This is a genomic window from Candidatus Cloacimonadota bacterium (assembly GCA_011372345.1).
Taxonomy (GTDB): domain Bacteria; phylum Cloacimonadota; class Cloacimonadia; order Cloacimonadales; family TCS61; genus DRTC01.
The window spans coordinates 1-2,982 of sequence record DRTC01000075.1 but is presented as its reverse complement, the minus strand read 5'-3'; the positions used below and the strand labels follow the sequence as shown (position 1 = coordinate 2,982).

Here is a 2,982-nt window from a genome sequence, read left to right as displayed (position 1 = left end):
TTGTTGAACTCACCATTTCTTTTTTTATTATTAATAAAGTTTTAGGATCAGAATTTCTATGAATTTCAAGAAAAGGATGGAGTGAAAGATAGGAATGAATAATTTTAAAACAATTGATTTTAATTCCAATATTAGAAATAAGAACAAGCGAATGGACGAGAAAAGAGAAAAGGTTAAAAAGAGGGAAAGATGGGAATGTTCAAAGAAAAAGTAAAAGTTTCAAACATACAGTATCCGGAATTATCATTTGAAAAGAATTCTGGGACGATACCGGTGCGAAACATTCTTTTATACCGGAAGAATTTCTGGATAAAATTAAGATTGAACCGACTTCCAAGCGAAATTTAATTTTAGCAGACGGGAGACATGATACAAGGTTATTTGGATTCTGTGATTTCCAGATTGAGGACTTTGATGGAAATATACCGTGTCCTGTTATTTTTGCTAAAAATGGTTCAACATTCCTTCTTAGTGCTACAGCATTAGAAAATTTTGGTGTAGATGTTGATCCGATCCAAAAGAAATTAAAACCAATTTTGTCAGTTATTGGTGGATTTTTGGTTTCAAAATGAATAGAAGAATCAAACTCGCAAACTTTTACCGTTATACAGCCCGTTATGTATTATTGATCTGCGGAATCATGATATTTTTATTTGCTCTTATCTCCGGAGCCGAACCGTTTACAATAAAAGAAATCATTAAGAACAGTCCTAATTCATTTCCCTGGATTTGTTTCCTGCTTGCAGTTCTGATTGCCTGGAATAACGAATTGCTCGGCGGAATTATCATCATTCTTTTAGGACTTTCCGGAGCTTTCTTTTTCAGCATCTGGAACAACTTGTTTGAATTTATATTCTTTCTTGTATTAGGGATTATTATTTTCGGATCGTTTTTATTTTGAGTTGGTGGTTGAGGAAAAGATAATTTGTGATTTTTAAAGATTGACATTTTTGAGTAAGTAACATTTTGTAATCCGGTAATTAAAAAAGGGAAAAATTATGAAAAAAAATCTTATTTTCTTAATTCTATTTATTTTCAATTTTTTTATTTTTGCAGAATGGATCGAAATACCTGAAAATTCACGAAAGCCATTATTCGATCATATTGAGAACAATTCAGAACCTATACAATTGGAATTTTCTTTAAATGGGTATGAACAGGAAAATATCTCCGAAAGAGGATTGATCTATAAAAAAATCTCATACTTGAATGAAGGTGAGTTTTTAGAAATTGGAAAACCAGACCTTCCTCGATTTTCCCGTCTAATTGCCATTCCGAACAAAGGAGAAGTGTCATTTGAAATCATTTCTTCAGAATATGATATTCTAACAAACATCATAATTTATCCTCAACAGAAACTACAGAATGAAAGTCGACCAAAGGATCAGGAATTTTCTATTGATGAAGATTTTTATGTAAATGGTGATGTTTTCCCTGATAAAACAATTTCATTAGGAAATCCTGCCATTATGCGTGATTATAGAGTTGTTCAGATAACCGTGAATCCGTTTCAATTTGATCCGAAAATGAAAGAATTGAAAATCATCAAAAACATAGATTTTATTATAAATTGCACAAATAAAAATGGAATAAATATTAAATGGGATATCAATAAAAAATCTCATTCCTTCGTGTCATTATACTCATCAGCAATCATCAATTACGATTCAATAAGATCAAGAAATGATGAATATCAACAACCGTCCTATCTCTTTATTTATCCAACCAGCACCTCCGTAGAACAGAATCTTCAATATCTAATCGATTGGAAACATCAAAAAGGTTACGATGTTGTTGCTGCCAATACTTTTGAAACAGGATCAAGTTTGAGTTCGATTAAAAGTTATATCCAAAATGCTTATGATAGTTGGGAGAATCCACCCGAATTTATCTGTCTCATTGGAGATGCAGGCGGAAATTTTTCCATTCCAACAGCTCATCTCGACGGCGGAGAAGGTGATCATTTTTACACTTTACTCGAAGGAGATGATGTCCTGTCCGATGCTTTTATAGGTCGTCTTTCTTTCAACGATATATTTGAATTCCAGACAATAATCTCAAAAATTTTACATTATGAAAAAGAACCTTATCTCGAAGAAACAGATTGGTACAATAAAGCTTTACTGGTCGGTGATCCGACTGATTCCGGTCAATCCTGTGTTGACACTAAAATCTTCATAAAAGAAATGATCGATGAACATTGCGGGAATATTATTTGTGAAGAAGTCTATTCCGAACCCTGGGTATTACAGATGAGCAATGGATTTAATAGCGGCGTAAGTTATTTTAATTATCGTGGTTTTATTGGAATGAGTGGATGGAGAAATTGGCACATAAATAATCTTAGTAATGGTTTTATGCTTCCTGCAGCTGTTTCTTTAACATGTGGAACAGGAGATTTTGAAGGGACGTCTGATTGTATTAGTGAACGATTTTTAAAAGCCGGTTCTCCTGCAATTCCAACCGGAGCAATTGCAGCTATTGGAACAGCAACAACCGACACAAATACCTGTTTCAACAACTGTATGGATGCTGGAATTTATTATGGAATATTTGTTGATAAAATTCCTCATATCGGAGGATCTTTAAATAGAGGAAAACTGAATCTTTATAATTCATATCCTAATAATCCTTATAATGCAGTTTATAAATTTTCCTATTGGAACAATCTAATGGGTGATCCCGGATTGGAAATGTGGACTAAAATTCCGGAAGAAATGAATGTAGATTATTCCACCCAAATCCCTATTGGAAGTAATTATTTGGAAGTATCAGTTCATGACAATAATGGGTTTCCTCTTGAAAATGCCTGGGTAACAGCTTCAAATACAGAGGATGAGATATTTTCCACAGCTTATACAAATTCCGAAGGTCAGGTAATTCTTCCGATCAATGCCGAAACTGAAGGAAATGTGGATCTAACCGTTACCAAACAGAATTATATCCCTCATCTCGGAAGTTTTGAGATTATCCAATCCGATA

The 2,982-nt window shown here is 33.3% G+C and carries 2 protein-coding genes; both read left to right on the top strand.

Features of this window, described 5'->3' with window-relative positions; all coding sequences use genetic code 11:
* The first annotated feature begins 568 nt into the window (after positions 1-568).
* Positions 569-901: a hypothetical protein gene (locus ENL20_01390; protein HHE37211.1), complete on the top strand. Its 333-nt coding sequence runs from the start codon at positions 569-571 to the stop codon at positions 899-901.
* Between the two features lie 97 nt (positions 902-998).
* Positions 999-2,982, top strand: a 1,984-nt coding sequence (locus ENL20_01385; GenBank protein HHE37210.1) for a hypothetical protein, incomplete at its 3' end; no start/stop codon positions are given.

What these genes read in the sequence shown, in the direction of transcription:
- ENL20_01390 (HHE37211.1), top strand. Translation starts at nt 569, where the DNA reads ATGAATAGAAGAATCAAACTCGCAAACTTTTACCGTTATACAGCCCGT.